The organism is Elusimicrobiota bacterium (assembly GCA_040757695.1).
Classification (GTDB): domain Bacteria; phylum Elusimicrobiota; class UBA8919; order UBA8919; family UBA8919; genus JBFLWK01.
Genome location: JBFLWK010000168.1, coordinates 1 through 2,456 on the forward strand (window position 1 = coordinate 1; position 2,456 = coordinate 2,456).

Genomic DNA, 2,456 nt, shown 5'->3' on the forward strand with positions numbered 1-2,456 from the left:
CTTCACTTACCTGGTATACTTTTACTTTGCAACACATCTAATTACCACCTGAACCATTAATTATACCACCTGCAGGTGGTATACTTTTACATTGCAACCCTGGTATAATTTTACATTGCAATTGACACAACCTGCTCCTGCCTTTTTTTAGATTTGGTCAGATTTTAATGTTTCATGCCATATCGCCAGTTTTTTCGGCTTCCTTGGTTTTTTATAACCCATGCATATTCACTGAATTTTGGCTAACTTTGTGAAATTGTGTTCCATAGTGTTTTCTAATTGGCAAATTTTTGCCCCACTTTTACAAACGGTTAACCATACTTACCGGGTTTTTACTTCCGCCGCTTTTTGGATTGTTTTCTGAAAAAAATTTTTTTGGTCTTTTTGCGAAAATTTTGCCAAAAAAGTTTTAGAAAAAAAAGAAAAAAAGCAATTTTTAGAGTGCCAAGCTCTAAAAATGAATAATTCGTATTAAGATAGCAATAAAAATGTGCTATTTTTCGGGAAAAAATACTATAATTTAACAACATTGCTTAAGATATAAATATCAGGCAGCCCACAAGTAAAATCCATTAAAAAGTTAACATAAGATATCTTATGCGAACCAAAATGGAAAGAAAAGTTGAGAGTTTAGAGATTTTGCCTTTTCTCTAAACTAAGTTCTCTAAACTCTAAATTATTATCAACGATGCCAATTTTGCTTGACCGACTGAAGTCGGGTGTAACTTTATTCCCAACTTTAAACAGAAGTTAATCCTGTTCCTATGTGAATGTCAAGTAACAAAACGGGAATTTTTGTAAAGATAATTTGTTCTTTGAATTAAAACAATAATAACTCCGTAAAACGATAATAAAGAAATATCAAAAGAGAATTGCTTGTTCCTATTCGTAGTGATGTTCACCGTTAACATTTGTTAACTTTTATTAAGTGACATCCATCATCCATACTTTTTAGAGATACGTTTTAGTTCTCGTTTTAGCACTGCAGTGGACCTCTTATTAATAACCGAAACATTATCCCGGTATAACATCGGGATTGTTCTTCAAGATTCCGAGGCTCTCCACAAACAATGCAGTCTCATCTTTTGTTCTGGTTCTCTTTAAATTTGTATTACCCATGCGAGTAATTGAACCGCGATTTATCTCATCACCAGTAGAATCTTCGCTGGGAACAAGACCAAGAAATGAACCTATTTGATCATAACGATAAAGATGTCGCCAATTGCCAATTCGTGCTATAGGTTGACTGGCAGTTATGAAACCTATACCAGGAATACTTGTTAACAGTCCTAAAACGTCCAAGATGAAATCGTATTACTTCAGAACATTGTTTAGAATATAAAAGTTCTTTGAGTTTATAAATAGTATCCAGACTCCATTTATTTTCATCACTGGAAAAAAAATTCCATTTACCAGAAGAAGTGATTTTATACGTGCTTTGGTAGCTTTTGATTGTTGAACAAATGTATCACGCAATCTAACAAGATGCCTGAGTTCTCTGTAAGCTCCATCAGGTACATGTATGGGTTTCAAAAATATTTTTGACTACTCAACTCGTCATATAAGCCAAATCCAGTAGGACCTGCTTCGTATGCAAATGCAACTTGTTTATCTGGATATTTATTGCGCACATAATTTATTAATTGTTTTGGATTATATGGTATCTTTATTTGTCTAATTTCATTGTAATGATCTAAAAATGTTACCGCTATGCTCTTTTTATCAACATCTAATCCAGCAAATACATCGTAATTCCTCGGGATAAACCTTGTGTTTGTCTGTGTCTTGTTCATTTGAATGCCTCCTTTGTAAGTTTTTGAGGGTTGCTCAAAACCCTTTCTGTCGTCGGAAATTTAATCTTTACTTTTTAAAACTGCCCTCCACCTCATTTTTTCCGACGATAATTCATTATCATAATTTCCATCCTTTACCATCTATTATAACTTTTTACAAGGGTGGAGGGCAATTTTTAGTTTTGAGCAACCCCTATGTTTTTCTTCACTTTTTCTCTCTGGTTCCATTTGCCCTCAACCCTACTTTTTAGTATAATTTTAGTGACCCCAAACATACGACTTGCTCAAAACTCAAGGTCAGTGAAATTGACCAGGGAGGCACTAAAATGTATTCAAAACAACTACTTTTATTCCCTACAAACTTAGACCAGTATGATGCTATATTTGACCACCTTAACCTTTCTGCTATTAAAGAACCTGAACATGTAACAGGTAGACCTACCATATCTCTACGAGGAATCTGTCGTTTGCTTATCTATAAAAATCTTCGCACAATACAAACCTTAACTGAATTAGATACTGAAGTTCACAACAATCCAGCAATCGTCTATAAATGTGGCCTTGAAGATATTCCATCAAGACATCGCTACGAAGAATTCCTTCACACTATTCCCAATGAAATATTACAGAAAGTTCTAAAAACACAAATCAAAACTCTTATAT

Annotated in this window: 3 protein-coding genes; 1 reads left to right on the plus strand and 2 read right to left on the minus strand. The window is 33.8% G+C overall.

Annotated elements, in window-relative coordinates; genetic code table 11:
- Nucleotides 1-1,014: 1,014 nt before the first annotated feature.
- A complete protein-coding gene (locus AB1349_13685) occupies nucleotides 1,015-1,302 on the minus strand; it encodes a transposase (protein MEW6558377.1) in 288 nt (95 codons plus the stop codon).
- A gap of 227 nt (nucleotides 1,303-1,529) precedes the next feature.
- On the minus strand, nucleotides 1,530-1,793 hold the full coding sequence (locus AB1349_13690; GenBank protein MEW6558378.1) for a hypothetical protein: 264 nt from the start codon (nucleotides 1,791-1,793) through the stop codon (nucleotides 1,530-1,532).
- A 326-nt stretch (nucleotides 1,794-2,119) separates the two neighbouring features.
- On the opposite strand from AB1349_13690, the gene AB1349_13695 reads away from it, so the two are divergent.
- A partial coding sequence (locus AB1349_13695) for a transposase (protein MEW6558379.1) occupies nucleotides 2,120-2,456 on the plus strand: 337 nt, incomplete at its 3' end.

What these genes read in the sequence shown, in the direction of transcription:
- AB1349_13690 (MEW6558378.1), bottom strand. Translation starts at nt 1,793, where the DNA reads ATGAACAAGACACAGACAAACACAAGGTTTATCCCGAGGAATTACGAT.